Below are 14,966 nucleotides of genomic sequence, written 5' to 3' on the forward strand. Positions count from 1 at the left end.
TGCTCTATGAGGGTGGCCGCCTGACGAGTCAATGACGACATGTGGCAGGGAGCATCATGGCCAGGGACATCGATCCGAGTCTGAATCGACGCAGGCTGCGAATCGAGCTGCGGAAAGCCCGCGAGCAAGCCGGACTGACCCAGCAGGACGCCGCGAATGGCCTGGAATGGTCGCTCTCAAAACTCATCAGGATCGAGAACGGCATTGTCAGCGTGAGCGTCACGGATCTACGGGCCCTGCTCCAGGAGTACGGCGTCTCGGACCCCGTCCTGGTCGCCGAACTGGAGGACGCGGCCAGGGGCTCCAAGGGCACCTCCTGGTGGGCGCCGTACAGCGAGGTGGTGTCCAACCAGTACGCCCGGTACCTCGGGTACGAGGGCGCCGCGAACAGCATCCGCATGTACAACCCGATCCTGCTGCCGGGGCTGCTGCAGATCGAGGACTACGCGGCGGCGGTCATCTCCACCGGCGACCCGGGCCCGGCCCTGCGAGGGCAGATCGAACTCCGCGCGACCCGTCAGGAGCGCTACTTCGACGGCGACGAGGGACCGTATGTGAACGTCGTCCTCGACGAGGCGGCCATCCGGCGGGCCATTGGCGGCCCCTCGGTGCTCCGTCGCCAACTGGACCATCTCAAGACCCTGATGGACCACCCCCGGGTGAACCTTCAGGTGCTTCCCTTCTCGGCGGGAGCGCACTTCAGCATCACCGCCACGTTCATCCTGCTGGGCTTCAAGGACGACGACGACCTGCTGTATCTGGAAAGTCCGCACGGCGGGCTCACCAGCCGGGAGGACCACGGCCTCATGGCCCGCTACCAGGAGTGCTTCGAGGAGATCAGCGGCCTCGCCGTCCACGGCGAGGCGATGATCGAGCTGATCGACTCGATCAAGGAGAGTCTGGAACACAACTGATCCCGGGACGGGACGGCCCGGGCGGATTCGGGGGAGGACCCATGGCGGTCTTCGGGTTACGAGAGTGGTGGCGCGGGCTCCGCGCGGCCCGCGTCGTTCCGGCAGGCGAAGCGTCCGGAGTCCCTCCCGGTTCCACGGAGGAGGAAGGTCCGCCTCCCATCGACGACCACGCCCTCAAGGCGTACGCCATGCAGCAGTCCGACTGGGCCGACTCCCTGATCCGGGTGGAGAACGCCAGAGTGGACGGGGAGATACGGCTGCTGTCGACGCGGCTGCTGCTGGGCACGGCATGCGGCAGCGTCCTGCTGTTCAGCATCGCGGCGGCGGCACGCGTCGCCCCCAGTGTGACCTTCATGGCCGGGACACCGCTCGCCACGGTCGTGATCGGCGCACTCGGGGCGGCCCTCGTCACCGCGCTCGGCGCGGGACTGGGCAGCGCACTGCGTCACCGCTCCGGGGACGCGCCGACCACTCCCGTCAATGGCGCTGCGACCTCCGGGGCTGAGCCGGCACCAGGGCCCGGTTCAGAACCCGGAGCCGCTCAGTGACCGGGGTGATACCCCACCACAGTCCGGCTCCGCCGGCCACCAGCACGGTCACCACCAGCCAGACCAGGGCCCGGGCCTCACCGGACGGCACCAGCAGCGCGGCCAGGGCACCGGCCCCGACGGCCAGCACTCCCGCCACCGAGCAGTAGAGCGCCAGTGGAGCAGCGGCGGCGATACGCGTCGCCCTCATGCTGGGCTTCCCCGCGCGCTCCGAGGAAGAACTCCTTGGTCGGTCTCCCATGTGCGTACCTCCCGTCCCCCGGGCGGATCATCAGGAGCCGCCCGCTCCCGGGTCCACAAGCCCCGCCAGAAAACCACACCACGCCGCGTAACGGAAGGTGAGCAGAGCGTCTTGGCTCGACTTCGAGTCACGGACCAGCACCCGCGCTCCCTCAACGGCCAACTCAAGACATTCCCCACCCTGATTGCCGGAATGACTGCTCTTGACCCACACCCGCTCCGACGACTCCCTGCCGACCACACCGACCTCCTTCGCACCCAAGAGTCAGCGCCCCGACACGGCGTCCGTCGTGACGACCCGAGCGCCGTGTGCGCCCGGCGCCCTCCGGCGGCGGGAGCCCCGGCCACACCAGGTTCGTCTCCCCGCAACGAATCACCCAATGCCGCTCGTCGGCGCTCAGCTTTCGTACTGCCGTTCCCTTCAGTGTTCCCATCCCGGGCGTCGGGAAAGAGTAGAGAAACCGCCGATTAGCGCGTCTGACGATATTTCAGCGGTGTGGGGCTCAGCACACCGCTGCGTCGCAGGTCAAGAGCAAGTTGACGGCTCTTCCGGGGGCGTGGTGGACTGCCGGGGCCATGTACGACGGCAGGAGAGGAAGCCGGTGCGAGTCCGGCGCGGTCCCGCCACTGTCACCGGGGAACGGTCTTCCCCGGGAGCCAGGAACTCTCGCCGTCGGTCTCGTCGAACCAGGGCGTGGACACCCTGAGTGAGGACATATCGCCATGCGCGGCTGCCGATCGGGCCAGTTGAGTCGGTTGAGTGGGTTTGGTGGGTCGGGTGGGTCGAGCCGGTCGAGTTTCGTCTCCCGGCTCCGATTCGGGTTCCGGTTCTGGTTCCGGTCCGGCCTTCCGATCGGCTGCTGAATCCATGCGTGCCGATCGCGTGTTCGCGTACGGCGCCGCCGCCGGACTCCTCGGTGATCTGCTGCTCGGCGATCCTCGCCGGGGGCATCCGGTCGCCGCGTTCGGGCGGGGCGCCGCCGCTGTGGAGCGGGTGTTGTGGCGGGACCACCGTGGGTGGGGCGCGTTGCACACCGCCGTGTGCGCTGGTGCCGCGGTTGCGCTGGGCGCCGTCGCCGCGCGCGGTGTGCGCCGGTCGTCCGTCGCCTCCGTCGCGTTGACCGGCGGCGCCACCTGGGCTGTCGTCGGGGGGACTTCCCTCGCGCGGGAGGCCCGGGGCATCGGGCGGGCGCTCGAAGCCGGGGATGTCGAGGCGGCGCGGGAGCGGCTGCCGCATCTGTGCGGGCGTGATCCCCAGGCCCTCGACGCCGATGGGATCGCCCGGGCCGTTGTCGAGTCCGTCGCCGAGAACACCTCCGACGCCGTCGTGGGGGCGCTGGTGTGGGGGGCCGTCGGAGGGGTGCCCGGGCTTGTGGGGTTTCGGGCCGTCAACACCCTTGACGCCATGGTTGGTCACAAGTCCGAGCGGTATCGGCGGTATGGGTGGGCTTCGGCTCGGCTGGATGATGTCGTGGGGTGGCCGGGGGCGCGGCTCACGGCGGTGTTGGCCGCGGTGGGTGGGGGGGATGCCCGGGGGGCCGTGCGGGCTTGGCGGGCCGATGCCGGCAAGCATCCCAGTCCCAATGCCGGGCCTGTGGAGGCGTCGTTCGCGGGGGCCTTGGGGGTGCGGCTCGGGGGGACGTTGTCGTATGGGGGGCGGGTGGAGCATCGGCCTGTGCTGAATGGGGAGGGGCGGGCTGTGGGGGTTGGGGATATCGAGCGGGCTGTGCGGCTTTCGCGGCGGGTGGGGTGGCTGGCGTTGGGGGTGAGTGCGGGGGTGGCGGTGCTGCGGGACCGGGTGATGGGGCGCCCGGCGCTGCAGGCTGTGCCCACCCTCCCCCACTCTCGGCTTCGCTCGACCGGGGGGACCCCCATCGCCCTGCGGAACGATTGCCCACAGTGGTCGAGGGGGACTTCGTGAGCGGGCTCCTCATTGCTGGGACCACCTCCGATGCCGGGAAGAGTGTGGTCACCGCCGGGATCTGTCGGTGGCTGGTGCGGCAGGGCGTGAAGGTCGCGCCGTTCAAGGCTCAGAACATGTCCCTGAATTCGTTCGTCACGCGTGAAGGTGCCGAGATCGGGCGGGCCCAGGCCATGCAGGCTCAGGCCTGTCGGGTCGAGCCGACGGCGTTGATGAATCCCGTGTTGCTCAAGCCCGGTGGGGAGCGGAGCAGTCAGGTCGTGCTGCTGGGCAAGCCCGTTGGGGAGATGAGTGCGAAGGGCTTCTTCGGGGGGTCTGGGCCCGCGGCGCAGCCGCAATCAGGTGCGGTGTCCCCCGGGAAAAGGCTGCACGGGGGCCGGCAGCAGCGGCTGCTCGGGACCGTGTTGGAGTGTCTCGCCGAGTTGCGGGGCACTTATGACGCGGTGATCTGTGAGGGGGCCGGGAGTCCGGCTGAGATCAACCTCCGGCGGACCGACATCGTGAACATGGGGATCGCCCGGAATGCCGGGCTGCCCGTGCTGGTCGTCGGTGACATCGACCGTGGCGGCGTCTTCGCCTCGTTCTTCGGCACCGTGGCGCTGCTCTCGCCCGAGGACCAGGCGCTCGTCGCCGGGTTCCTCGTCAACAAGTTCCGGGGGGACGTCGGGTTGTTGGAGCCCGGCCTCGACATGCTGCACGGCCTCACGGGGCGGCGTACGTACGGTGTGCTGCCGTTCCGGCACGGGCTCGGTATCGACGAGGAGGACGGGCTGAGGGTTTCGCTGCGCGGGACCGTCCGGGAGTCGAATGTCGCGCCGCCCGTCGGGGAGGATGTGCTGCGGGTCGCCGTCTGTGCCGTCCCCCTCATGTCCAACTTCACCGATGTGGACGCGCTGGCCGCCGAACCCGGTGTCGTCGTGCGGTTCGTGGACCGGCCGGAGGAACTGGCCGACGCCGACCTCGTCGTCATCCCCGGCACGCGAGGGACCGTACGGGCGCTGGAGTGGCTGCGGGAGCGCGGGCTCGCGGACGCCCTGAGGCGCAGGGTGGCCGAGGGGCTGCCCGTGCTCGGGATCTGTGGGGGCTTCCAGATGCTCGGGGAGCGCATCGAGGACGAGGTCGAGAGTCGGCGGGGGCGGGTCGAGGGGCTCGGGGTGCTGCCCGTCCGGGTGCGGTTCGCTCGGGAGAAGACCCTCACCCGGCCCGTCGGGGAGGCCCTCGGGGAGCGGGTCGAGGGGTACGAGATCCATCATGGGGTCGCCCAGATCGACACCGATGTCGACGGTGGTGAGCCCTTCTTGGACGGGTGCCGGGTCGGGGCCACCTGGGGTACCCACTGGCACGGTTCGTTGGAGTCGGACGGGTTCCGGCGCGCGTTTCTGCGTGAGGTGGCGTCCGCCGCGGGGCGCCGTTTCGTGCCGGCCGACGACACGTCGTTCGCCGCGCTGCGCGAGGAGCAGTTGGACCGGCTCGGCGATCTGATCGAGGAACACGCGGACACGGACGCGCTCTGGCGGCTCATCGAGTCGGGGGCGCCACAAGGACTGCCCTTCATTCCACCGGGAGCGCCCGTATGAGCACAGTGTTGTTGTTGTCGACCGCCGACACGGATCTGCTGGCCGCTCGGGCCGCTTCCGGTGCCGGCTACCGGATCGGCAATCCCACCCGGGTCGATGTCGAGCAGGAGCTGCCCGCGCTGCTCGACGGCGCGGACATCGCCGTCGTACGGCTGTTGGGCGGTAAGCGGGCGTGGGAGGACGGGCTCGCCCGGCTGAAGGCGTCCGGGATTCCCACCGTGCTGCTCGGCGGTGAGACCGTGCCCGACGCCGAGTTGATGGCCGAGTCGTCCGTGCCGGCGGGTGTGGTGGCGGAGGCGCTGCGGTATCTCGTCGAGGGCGGGCCCGCCAACCTCGCCGAGCTGGCGCGGTTCCTCTCCGACACCGTGCTGCTGACGGGTGAGGGCTTCGTCGAGCCGCGGAAGATGCCCGAGTACGGGGTGCATGGGGAACGGACGTTCGTGGAGGGGCGGCCGACCATCGGTGTGCTCTTCTATCGGGCGCATGAGCTGAGCGGGAACACCGGTTTCGTCGACACGCTGTGCGATGCCGTCGAGGCGCGGGGGGCCAACGCCCTTCCCGTGTACTGCGGTTCGCTGCGCGGGGCCGACGCCGGGCTGTACGAGATCCTCGGGCGGGCCGACGCGCTGGTGGCCACCGTGCTCGCCGCCGGCGGTACGCACGCCTCGCAGGCGTCGGCCGGTGGGGACGAGGAGGCCTGGGACATCGGGGCGCTCGCCGATCTGAACGTGCCTGTGCTGCAAGGACTTTGTCTGACCTCGTCCCGTGCCGCCTGGGACGAGTCGGACGCCGCCCTCTCCCCCATGGACGCGGCGATGCAGGTCGCGATCCCGGAGTTCGACGGACGGCTGATCACCGTGCCGTTCTCCTTCAAGGAGCAGGGCCCGGACGACGTACCGGTGTACGTCGCCGATCCCGAGCGGGCCGGGCGGGTCGCCGGGATCGCCGTACGGCACGCCCGGTTGAAGCACAAGGCGAACGCGGAGAAGCGGCTCGCGCTCGTCTTCACCGCGTACCCGACCAAGCACTCGCGGGTCGGCAACGCGGTGGGCCTGGACACGCCGGCGTCGGCGGTGCGGGTGCTGGACGCGCTCAAGGACGCCGGGTACGGGGTGACCGAACACCCCTCCGAGGGCGATGAGTTGATCCATCGGCTCATCGAGGCCGGTGGGCATGATGTGGAGTGGCTGACCGAGGAGCAGTTGGCCGCCGCCCCGGCTCGGGTGCCGCTCGCCGACTACCGGGCGTGGTTCGACAAGCTCGACCCGGCGTTGAAGGACGCGATGACCGAGGCGTGGGGGGAACCGCCCGGCTCGCTGTATGTCGACGGGGACGACATCGTGCTCGCCTCCCTCCAGTTCGGGAACGTCGTCGTGATGATCCAGCCGCCGCGCGGCTTCGGCGAGAACCCGATCGCGATCTACCACGACCCCGACATGCCGCCCTCCCACCACTACATGGCGGCGTACCGGTGGCTGGAGGCCGCGACGTCGGAGGGGGGGTTCGGCGCCGACGCGATCGTGCACATGGGCAAGCACGGGACGATGGAGTGGCTGCCGGGCAAGGGGCTGGGGCTCAGCGGGGGGTGCGCGCCGGATGCCGTGCTCGGGGAGCTGCCGCTGATCTATCCGTTCATCGTCAACGACCCGGGTGAGGGCACCCAGGCCAAGCGGCGCGGGCACGCCACAGTGGTCGACCACCTCGTACCGCCGATGGCACGTGCCGACACCTACGGCGATCTGGCGAAGCTGGAGCAGCTGCTGGACGAGTACGCGCTGGTCTCCGACCTGGACCCGGGGAAGGCGCCGGCCGTGCGGGCGCAGATCTGGACGCTGGTCAAGGCCGCCGAACTGCATCACGACCTGCATGTGGACGAGCAGCCGGGGGACGACGACTTCGACGAGTTCGTCATGCACATCGACGGCTATCTGTGCGAGATCAAGGATGTGCAGATCCGCGACGGCCTGCACATCCTCGGTGGCGGGCCGGTCGGTGAGCCGCGCGTCAATCTGGTGCTGGCCGTGCTGCGTGCCTCGCAGGTGTGGGGCGGGCAGGCGAACGCGCTGCCGGGGCTGCGTGCCTGTCTCGCGACGCACTTCGGGCTGGTCGAGAAGGAGTTGCTGGCCTCGCCCGGGGCGCCGGTGAAGGTGCCGGTGGAGTTGACGGATCTGGTCGAGGGGCCGTCGCGTACGGCCGCCGACGCGATCGATCTGCTGGAGCAGCTGTGTCGGCGGGTCGCGGAGGGCATGGAGGCACGGGACTGGGACGTCGCGGTCGTACCGGCCGTGGTGCGGGGGGTGCTCGGCACCGAACTTCCGGACGGGGTCGCGGTGTTGGAGTTCGCGTGCCGGGAGGTCGTGCCGCGTCTGGCTCGGACGACGGACGAGATCGGGCACATCCTCAAGGCGCTGGACGGCGGGTATGTGCCGGCGGGGCCGTCCGGTTCGCCGACGCGCGGGCTCGTCAATGTGCTGCCGACCGGGCGGAACTTCTACTCCGTCGACCCCAAGGCCATTCCGTCGCGGCTGAGTTGGGAGGTCGGGCAGTCGCTCGCCGACTCGCTGGTGCAGCGGTATCTGGCCGACACCGGGGAGTATCCGAAGTCCGTCGGGTTGACGGTGTGGGGTACGTCCGCGATGCGTACGCAGGGCGACGACATCGCCGAGATCCTGGCGCTGCTGGGGTGCCGTCCGGTGTGGGACGACGCCTCGCGCCGGGTGACCGGGTTCGAGGTGGTGCCGCTGGAGGAGCTGGGGCGGCCCCGGATCGACGTCACCGTCCGTATCTCCGGGTTCTTCCGGGACGCCTTCCCGCATGTGGTGGGGTTGATCGACGACGCGGTGCGGGCGGTGGCCGAGTTGGAGGAGCCCGCCGTGTCCAACTTCGTGCGGGCGCATGTGGATGAGGATGCTGCCGAGCATGGGGATCGGCGGCGGGCGACCGCTCGTATCTTCGGGTCGAAGCCGGGGGCGTACGGGGCGGGGTTGCTGCCGCTCATCGACGCGCGGAACTGGCGCAGCGATGCCGATCTCGCCGAGGTGTACGCGGTGTGGGGCGGTTACGCCTACGGGCGGGGGCTCGACGGGCGGGCGGCGCGCGGGGACATGGAGACCGCGTTCAAGCGGATCGCCGTCGCCGCGAAGAACGTGGACACGCGTGAGCACGATCTCGTCGACGCGGACGACTACTTCCAGTACCACGGCGGGATGGTCGCCATGGTGCGGCATCTGACCGGGGCCAGCCCCGAGGCGTATGTGGGGGATTCGGCGACGCCGGACCAGGTGAAGACACGGACGCTGGGTGAGGAGACCCACCGGGTGTTCCGGGCGCGGGTCGTCAATCCGCGCTGGATGGCGGCCATGCGACGGCACGGCTACAAGGGCGCCTTCGAGATGGCGGCGACCGTCGACTACCTGTTCGGGTATGACGCCACGGCCGGGGTCGTGGACGACTGGATGTACGAGAAGCTCAGCGCCGAGTACGTGTTCGACGCGGAGAACCGGGACTTCATGAAGAAGTCCAACCCCTGGGCGCTGCGCGGCATTACGGAGCGGCTGCTGGAGGCGGCGGACCGGGGGCTGTGGGCGGAGCCGGACGCCGACACGATCGAGCGGCTGCGGGCCACCTACCTGGAGCTGGAAGGCGACTTGGAAGGCGACTCGGAGGGCGACGACCAGTGACGACTCCCTTTCCGTTCACGGCCGTTGTCGGTCAGGACGATCTCCGCCTGGCGCTGCTGCTCAACGCGGTCAGCCCGGCCGTCGGCGGTGTGCTGGTCCGTGGTGAGAAGGGCACCGCCAAGTCGACGGCGGTGCGGGCGCTCTCCGCGTTGATGCCCGCGCTGGACGTGGTGACCGGCTGCCGGTTCTCCTGTGACCCCGACTCCCCCGACCCGTCGTGCCCGGACGGGCCGCACGAACCGGGGGCGTTCGAGACGCGGCCGGCGCGGATGGTGGAACTGCCGGTGGGTGCCTCCGAGGACCGGCTCGTCGGCGCTCTCGACATCGAGCGGGCGCTCGCGGAGGGCGTCAAGGCCTTCGAGCCGGGGCTGCTCGCCGACGCGCATCGCGGGATTCTCTACGTCGACGAGGTCAATCTGCTGCACGACCATCTGGTCGACCTGCTGCTGGACGCCGCCGCCATGGGCGCCTCGTACGTCGAGCGTGAGGGCGTTTCCGTGCGGCACGCGGCGCGTTTTCTGCTGGTCGGGACCATGAACCCCGAGGAGGGCGAGCTGCGGCCGCAGTTGCTCGACCGGTTCGGGCTGACCGTGGAGGTGGCGGCTTCCCGCGAGCCCGACCAGCGGGTGGAGGTCGTACGGCGCAGGCTCGCGTACGACGACGATCCGGCGGGTTTCGCGGCGCGCTGGGCCGACGAGGAGGCCGTCGTACGGCGGCGGATCGTGGCGGCGCGGGAGTTGTTGCCGTCGGTGCGGCTGGGGGACGGGGCGCTCCGGCAGATCGCGGCGACCTGCGCGGCGTTCGAGGTGGACGGGATGCGGGCCGACATCGTGATGGCGCGGACCGCCACCGCGCTGGCCGCATGGGCCGGGCGGACCGAGGTGCTGGCCGAGGATGTGCGGCAGGCGGCCCTGCTGGCGCTGCCTCATCGGCGGCGCCGGAATCCCTTCGACGCTCCGGGCCTCGACGAGGACAAACTCGACGAGACGCTGGAGGAGTTCTCCGGGGACGACGATCCTGAGCCGGACCCTGATGGGGGCGGGTCCGGTGGGGACGGGCCGGGGGGTGGGGGTGGTGCGCCGCCGTCGCCGTCCGAGGGGCCGCAGGGCGGTGACACCGCGGCCCGGCCCGAGGCCGAGGAGGGCGGTGAGGCCCAGGTCGGCGGGGCGCGGGAGCAGACCGCCGTGCGGGCCGCGGAGCCGTTCCGTACGAAGGTGTTGAGTGTGCCGGGGCTCGGGGAAGGGGCCGCCGGGCGGCGGTCCCGGGCGCGGACCGAGCAGGGGCGGACCGCCGGGGCCCGGCGGCCCCGGGGGGCCTTGACCAAGCTGCATCTCGCCGCGACCGTACGGGCCGCCGCACCGCACCAGCGGGCACGGGGCCGCACGGGTTCCGGGCTCGTCCTGCGTCGTGACGATCTCAGGCAAGCGGTGCGAGAGGGCCATGAATCCAACCTCGTACTGTTCGTCGTGGACGCCTCGGGGTCGATGGCCGCTCGGCAGCGGATGAGTGCCGTGAAGGGGGCGGTTCTTTCGCTGCTGCTCGATGCTTATCAGCGGCGGGACAAGGTGGGGCTGGTGACGTTCCGGGGGACGGCGGCGGATGTGGCGTTGCCGCCGACCTCGTCCGTGGACGCGGCGGCGGCGCGGCTCGACTCGCTGCCGACCGGGGGGCGTACGCCGCTCGCCGCCGGGCTGCTCAAGGCGCATGACGTGCTGCGGGTGGAGCGGCTGAGGGATGCGGCTCGGCGGCCGCTGGTGGTCGTGGTGACCGATGGGCGGGCCACGGGCGGGGCCGAGCCGGTGGCCATGGCCGGGCGGGCGGCACGGTTGTTCGCGGCCGAGGGCGTGGCCTCGGTGGTCGTGGACTGTGAGTCGGGGCCCGTACGGCTTGGACTGGCCGCGCGGCTCGCGGGTGAGCTGGGCGGTACGGCGGTGACGTTGGACGAGTTGCGGGCGGACTCCATCGCCGGGCTCGTACGGGATGTTCAGGGTGCGTCGAATGGGTCGAAGAGGAGGGCCGCGTAATGCCTCAGGGGCAGCCGAGTGTGGTGCCGGACGACGGGTTGACGACCCGGCAGCGTCGTAACCGGCCGCTGGTGGTCGTGCATACGGGGGTGGGCAAGGGTAAGTCGACCGCCGCCTTCGGGCTTGCGCTGCGGGCCTGGAACCAGGGGTGGCCCATCGGGGTGTTCCAGTTCGTGAAGTCGGCCAAGTGGAAGGTCGGCGAGGAGCGGGCGCTGCGGGTGCTCGGGGACTCCGGGGAGGGGGGCTCCGTCGCCTGGCACAAGATGGGTGAGGGGTGGTCCTGGGTCCAGCGGGACCTCCAGGGGGACAACGTCAGCAACGAGGAGAAGGCTCGGGAGGGCTGGGAGCAGGTCAAGCGGGACCTGGCCGCCGAGACGTATCAGCTGTATGTGCTGGACGAGTTCGCGTATCCGATGCACTGGGGGTGGGTCGACACCGATGAGGTGATCGATGTGCTCCGTCATCGGCCCGGGACCCAGCATGTGGTCATCACCGGGCGGAACGCGCCCGAGAAGCTCGTCGGCTTCGCGGATCTCGTGACCGACATGTCCAAGGTCAAGCACCCGATGGACGTCGGGCAGAAGGGTCAGAGAGGCATCGAGTGGTGAGTCTGCGATGACTCGGTCTTCTTCCTTGTCCTCCGTTCCTCGGCTGGTCGTCGCCGCGCCGGCCTCCGGCAGTGGGAAGACCACCGTCGCCACCGGGTTGATGGGCGCGTTCGCCGCGCGGGGGCTCGCCGTGTCTCCGCACAAGGTGGGGCCCGACTACATCGATCCCGGGTATCACGCGCTCGCGTGCGGGCGGGTGGGGCGGAACCTCGACGCGTATCTGTGTGGGCCGGAGCTGGTCGCTCCGCTGTTTCTGCATGGGGCGCGCGGGTGTGACATCGCCGTGGTCGAGGGGGTCATGGGGATGTTCGACGGGGCCGCCGGGGAGGGCGAGTTGGCGTCCACCGCGCACGTTGCGAAGTTGCTGCGGGCGCCGGTGGTGCTGGTCGTGGACGCGTCGTCTCAGTCGCGGTCGGTGGCGGCGTTGGTGCATGGGTTCGCGTCGTGGGATGCGGGGGTGCGGGTCGGGGGCGTGATCCTGAACAAGGTGGCTTCGGATCGGCATGAGGAGTTGTTGCGGGAGGCGTTGGAGTCGGTCGGGGTGCCGGTGTTCGGGGTGTTGCGTCGGGCTCGGCAGGTGGATACGCCTTCTCGGCATTTGGGGTTGGTGCCGGTTGCCGAGCGGCGGGGGGAGGCGGTGGAGGCGGTGCGGTCCATGGCCGCGATCGTCTCCGACGGGTGTGATCTGGAGGGGTTGCTGAGGTTGGCTCGGGGGGCGGGGGTGGTGTCGGGTGGGGCGTGGGATGCGGGTGCCGCGCTTGCTTTTTCGCCCCCGCCGCCCCTACCCGTCCCGTCCCCAGGGGCTGCCGCCCCTTCGACCCCGCTCCTGGGGGCTGCGCCCCCAGACCCCCATCGGCCTGAACGGCCTCGTCCTCAAACGCCGGACGGGCTGGGTGGGGGGCCTGCCATACCTTCGCCACACACACCGGACGGGCTGGGTGGGGGGCCTGCCGTGCCTTCACCACACACACCGGACAGGCTGGGTGAGGGGCCCGCCATACCTTCACCACACACACCAGACAGGCCGGGTGAGGGGCCCGCCATACCTTCACCACACACACCAGACAGGCCGGGTGAGGGGCCCGCCATACCTTCACCACACACACCAGACAGGCCGGGTAGGGGGCCTGCCATGCCTTCGCCGCGCACGCCGGACGGGCTGGGTGGGGCGGACGGGCTGGACGGGAGGCCTGGGCCGGGTCAGCAGCCCTTCGTAGCCTGCCCGCAAGCGCAGGGCGAGGTCGGTGGGAGGGCTCGCCCTCGTGTGGTTGTCGCCGTTGCCGGCGGGCCCGCGTTCACGTTCTCCTATGCCGAGCATGCGGAGCTTCTTGCTGCCGCCGGGGGCGACGTCGTGGTGTTCGATCCGCTGCGGGATGAGGGACTGCCGGAGGGGACGGCCGGGCTGGTCATCGGTGGGGGGTTTCCCGAGGTGTATGCCGGTGAGTTGTCGGCCAATGAGCCGTTGCGGAAGGCCGTTGCCGCTCTGGTGGAGGCCGGGGCGCCCGTCGCCGCCGAGTGTGCCGGGCTGCTGTATCTGTGTCGGGAACTCGACGGGCGGCCGATGTGCGGGGTGATCGACGCCGACGCGCGGATGTCCGAGCGGCTCACGCTCGGGTATCGGGACGCCGTCGCCGTCAGTGACAGTTCGCTCGCCGTGGCCGGAACACGGATGCGCGGGCACGAGTTTCATCGGACCGTGGTCGAGCCGGGGGCCGGGACGGCACCCGCCTGGGGCGTACGCACGCCCGTGCGGCGGGTCGAAGGTTTTGTACAGCGGGGTGTGCACGCGAGCTATCTGCACACGCACTGGGCGTCCGAGCCCGGTGTCGCCCGTCGGTTCGTGGAGAGGTGCCGTACGTCATGAGCAGCAGCAGGTTGATCGGTGTCGGGGTGGGCCCCGGTGATCCGGAGCTGGTGACCGTCAAGGGTGTGAACGCCCTGCGGGACGCTGATGTCGTCGTCGTGCCCGTCATGGCCGCACTTGATGGAACAGATGGCGGCGAGCGGGGGCGTGCCGAGGCCACCGTGCTGCACTATGTCGGCGCCGAGAAGGTCGTACGCGTCGTGTTCGCGCTCAACGAGCGCAGCGATCGGGGGCGTCGGGAGGCGGCCTGGGACGCGGCCGGGGAGCGGGTCGCGGAGCTTTTGCGTACGCACGCCGTCGTCGCCTTCGCCACCATCGGGGACCCGAATGTCTATTCGACGTTCACCTATCTCGCGCAGACCGTCGCGGAGCTGGTGCCGGGGACCGTCGTCGACACCGTGCCCGGTATCACCGCCATGCAGGATCTCGCCGCCCGCTCCGGTGCCGTACTCACGGAGGGGACCGAGCCGCTGACCTTGGTGCCGGTCACGGCCGGGGCCGCCGTGCTCAAGGAGGCGCTGAACGGGCCGGGGACCGTGGTCGCGTACAAGTTCGGGCGGCAGGCCGCCGAGGTCGCCGAGGCGTTGCGGGAGACCGGGCGGATCGAGGACGCCGTGTGGGGGTCCGCGCTGGGGCTGGCGGAGGAGTCCATCCACGCCGCCGGGGAACTCGACGGCCGACCCCTCCCCTACCTCTCCACCCTCATCGCGCCCGCCCGACGCGACGCCGGCCGCGGCGGCAAGCTGTGAGCTTCAGAATCAGGTTCGGGATCAGGTCCGGGATCAGGTCCGGGATCAGGTCCGGGGTCAGGAACATGGAGGCTTCACTCCGCCACTCCCACCACCAGCCAGATGAACGCCGCCCCGGCGATCGTGCACAGCAGCGTGGAGCGGGCGGGGTGTTCGTGGTGGGCCTCGGGCAGGATCTCGGCCGCGGCCAGATAGAGCAGGGCGCCGCCGAAGAAGCCGAGGTAGCAGCCGAGGGGGCCTTCCGGGATCGTGAAGAGGAGGGTGCTGGCCGCGCCCAGCACGGGTGCCGCCGCGTCCGCCACGAGCATCGCGATCGCCCGGCGGCGGGCGTTGCCGTACACCCTCGTCAGTGTGTACGTGTTGAAGCCGTCCGCGAAGTCATGGGCGATCACGGCGAGGGCGACGGCCACGCCCATTCCCTCGCCCACCTGGAACGCGGCGCCGATCGCCACACCGTCCATCGCGCTGTGGCCGACCATCGCGGCGGCCGCCGTCAGCCCCACCTGCGGGGTACGGCCGTTGTGCTCCTCCGCGCCGTGCGCCGCCTGCCGGGCGGCCAGCAGGCGTTCCACCAGGTGGGCCAGGAGGAATCCCGCGACGAACAGCAGGAGCGCCGCCGGTACGCCGAAGATCTCGTCGCCGGCCGCCTCCAGCGCCTCCGGCAGCAGGTCCAGGCCCACCACGCCCAGCATCAGGCCGCCGGCCAGGCCCAGGACGAGGTGGCGGCGGTCCGTCACGCGTTGTGCCGTCCAGCCGCCGAGCAGCGTCATGAAGAAGGCGCCGAGCGCTACGAGTGCCGCCATGCGTCTTTGCTACCGGATGAGCTGGGCCTTGCGTTTGC

11 protein-coding genes, 2 pseudogenes and 1 riboswitch are annotated in these 14,966 nt (G+C 70.8%); of the genes and pseudogenes, 10 read left to right on the forward strand and 3 right to left on the reverse strand.

Going from position 1 to position 14,966, the window contains the following annotated elements:
* The first annotated feature begins 56 nt into the window (after positions 1-56).
* Together ACWD4G_RS28170 and ACWD4G_RS28175 are read left to right on the forward strand one after the other, a co-directional pair.
* Positions 57-914 carry a helix-turn-helix domain-containing protein gene (locus tag ACWD4G_RS28170; protein WP_451298169.1) on the forward strand — a complete coding sequence of 286 codons (858 nt, stop codon included), beginning with the start codon at positions 57-59 and terminating at the stop codon, positions 912-914.
* 41 nt (positions 915-955) lie between these two features.
* Entirely contained in the window at positions 956-1,462 is a 507-nt protein-coding gene (locus tag ACWD4G_RS28175) for a hypothetical protein (RefSeq protein WP_451298171.1), read from the forward strand.
* On the opposite strand, the gene ACWD4G_RS28180 is transcribed toward ACWD4G_RS28175, so the two are convergent.
* Both ACWD4G_RS28180 and ACWD4G_RS28185 read right to left on the reverse strand, forming a co-directional pair.
* Positions 1,392-1,652, reverse strand: coding sequence for a hypothetical protein (locus tag ACWD4G_RS28180; protein WP_451298173.1), 261 nt, complete (start codon positions 1,650-1,652; stop codon positions 1,392-1,394). The two genes, ACWD4G_RS28175 and ACWD4G_RS28180, sit on opposite strands and share 71 nt — an antisense overlap.
* 81 nt (positions 1,653-1,733) lie before the next feature.
* Entirely contained in the window at positions 1,734-1,943 is a 210-nt protein-coding gene (locus ACWD4G_RS28185; RefSeq protein ID WP_451298175.1) for a DUF397 domain-containing protein, read from the reverse strand.
* Positions 1,944-2,269: 326 nt separating this feature from the next.
* Positions 2,270-2,391: riboswitch (cobalamin riboswitch) on the forward strand.
* 179 nt (positions 2,392-2,570) lie between these two features.
* On the opposite strand from ACWD4G_RS28185, the gene ACWD4G_RS28190 reads away from it, so the two are divergent.
* The 8 genes and pseudogenes from ACWD4G_RS28190 (at position 2,571) to cobI (ending at position 14,125) form a co-directional block, all read left to right on the forward strand.
* Positions 2,571-3,623 carry a cobalamin biosynthesis protein gene (locus tag ACWD4G_RS28190; protein WP_451298177.1) on the forward strand — a complete coding sequence of 351 codons (1,053 nt, stop codon included), beginning with the start codon at positions 2,571-2,573 and terminating at the stop codon, positions 3,621-3,623.
* Complete coding sequence (locus ACWD4G_RS28195) at positions 3,620-5,200, forward strand: cobyric acid synthase (RefSeq protein WP_451298179.1); 1,581 nt, start codon at positions 3,620-3,622, stop codon at positions 5,198-5,200. Before ACWD4G_RS28190 ends, ACWD4G_RS28195 begins: the two co-directional genes overlap by 4 nt.
* Positions 5,197-8,880, forward strand: a complete 3,684-nt coding sequence (cobN, locus tag ACWD4G_RS28200) for a cobaltochelatase subunit CobN (protein WP_451298181.1) — start codon at positions 5,197-5,199, stop codon at positions 8,878-8,880. Before ACWD4G_RS28195 ends, cobN begins: the two co-directional genes overlap by 4 nt.
* A complete protein-coding gene (locus tag ACWD4G_RS28205) occupies positions 8,877-10,904 on the forward strand; it encodes a putative cobaltochelatase (RefSeq protein WP_451298183.1) in 2,028 nt (675 codons plus the stop codon). Before cobN ends, ACWD4G_RS28205 begins: the two co-directional genes overlap by 4 nt.
* The gene (gene cobO / locus ACWD4G_RS28210; RefSeq protein WP_451298185.1) at positions 10,904-11,512 is read left to right on the forward strand and encodes a cob(I)yrinic acid a,c-diamide adenosyltransferase; all 609 of its coding nucleotides are present in this window, start codon (positions 10,904-10,906) and stop codon (positions 11,510-11,512) included. The genes ACWD4G_RS28205 and cobO overlap by 1 nt, the downstream gene beginning before the upstream one ends.
* Positions 11,513-11,519: 7 nt before the next feature.
* A pseudogene (locus tag ACWD4G_RS28215) lies at positions 11,520-12,404 on the forward strand (cobyrinate a,c-diamide synthase); the annotation flags it as partial.
* Positions 12,405-12,557: 153 nt separating this feature from the next.
* Positions 12,558-13,376 (forward strand): annotated as a pseudogene (locus tag ACWD4G_RS28220) (hypothetical protein); the annotation flags it as partial.
* Positions 13,373-14,125, forward strand: a complete 753-nt coding sequence (gene cobI, locus ACWD4G_RS28225) for a precorrin-2 C(20)-methyltransferase (RefSeq protein WP_451298187.1) — start codon at positions 13,373-13,375, stop codon at positions 14,123-14,125. The pseudogene ACWD4G_RS28220 and the gene cobI, both read left to right, overlap by 4 nt.
* Before the next feature lie 74 nt (positions 14,126-14,199).
* Here the strand turns inward: cobI and ACWD4G_RS28230 are convergent, their stop codons facing one another.
* On the reverse strand, positions 14,200-14,928 hold the full coding sequence (locus tag ACWD4G_RS28230; RefSeq protein ID WP_451298189.1) for a ZIP family metal transporter: 729 nt from the start codon (positions 14,926-14,928) through the stop codon (positions 14,200-14,202).
* Between the last annotated feature and the right edge of the window lie 38 nt (positions 14,929-14,966).

The sequence above is a fragment of the Streptomyces sp. NPDC002643 genome (assembly GCF_053592555.1).

Excerpts from the sequence above, each read along its gene's own strand:
- cobO (WP_451298185.1), top strand. The coding sequence starts at position 10,904 with ATGCCTCAGGGGCAGCCGAGTGTGGTGCCGGACGACGGGTTGACGACC.
- ACWD4G_RS28190 (WP_451298177.1), top strand. The coding sequence starts at position 2,571 with ATGCGTGCCGATCGCGTGTTCGCGTACGGCGCCGCCGCCGGACTCCTC.
- ACWD4G_RS28230 (WP_451298189.1), bottom strand. The coding sequence starts at position 14,928 with ATGGCGGCACTCGTAGCGCTCGGCGCCTTCTTCATGACGCTGCTCGGC.
- ACWD4G_RS28180 (WP_451298173.1), bottom strand. The coding sequence starts at position 1,652 with ATGAGGGCGACGCGTATCGCCGCCGCTGCTCCACTGGCGCTCTACTGC.
- cobN (WP_451298181.1), top strand. The coding sequence starts at position 5,197 with ATGAGCACAGTGTTGTTGTTGTCGACCGCCGACACGGATCTGCTGGCC.
- cobI (WP_451298187.1), top strand. The coding sequence starts at position 13,373 with ATGAGCAGCAGCAGGTTGATCGGTGTCGGGGTGGGCCCCGGTGATCCG.
- ACWD4G_RS28170 (WP_451298169.1), top strand. The coding sequence starts at position 57 with ATGGCCAGGGACATCGATCCGAGTCTGAATCGACGCAGGCTGCGAATC.
- ACWD4G_RS28175 (WP_451298171.1), top strand. The coding sequence starts at position 956 with ATGGCGGTCTTCGGGTTACGAGAGTGGTGGCGCGGGCTCCGCGCGGCC.